Genomic DNA, 261 nt, shown 5'->3' with positions numbered 1-261 from the left:
ATAATAACCTTTGGAATCACCCGTTTCTGCTTTATCAATCGTATTCAATACTTGCTGTACTTGCGGCGATACGCTAGCAGCAACTTGCTCAATAGTCTCGTTACGTTGGACATCTAAGAAATCAAGCACCGGTTGCCAAGCAGGGTCTGAGTTGATAACTTGCTTAATATCAAGTGGCGTGCCTGTCTTTTCATCAATATAGCTCAAGCGTTCAGGGTTAGAAGAAGCGATAACCTTGTCACTGTTATCCAAGAGTAGAAT

At 42.1% G+C, this 261-nt stretch carries 1 protein-coding gene; it reads right to left on the bottom strand.

The window, feature by feature from the left end; translation table 11 throughout:
• Positions 1 to 261: hypothetical protein (locus tag AAEZ03_RS27890; protein WP_350583156.1), on the bottom strand; the 261-nt coding region annotated here is incomplete at both ends.

The sequence above is a fragment of the Pseudomonas sp. HY2-MNA-CIBAN-0224 genome (assembly GCF_040310285.1).
Classification (GTDB): Bacteria; Pseudomonadota; Gammaproteobacteria; order Pseudomonadales; family Pseudomonadaceae; genus Aquipseudomonas; species Aquipseudomonas helleri.
This window is presented reverse-complemented; position numbering and strand designations above follow the sequence as displayed.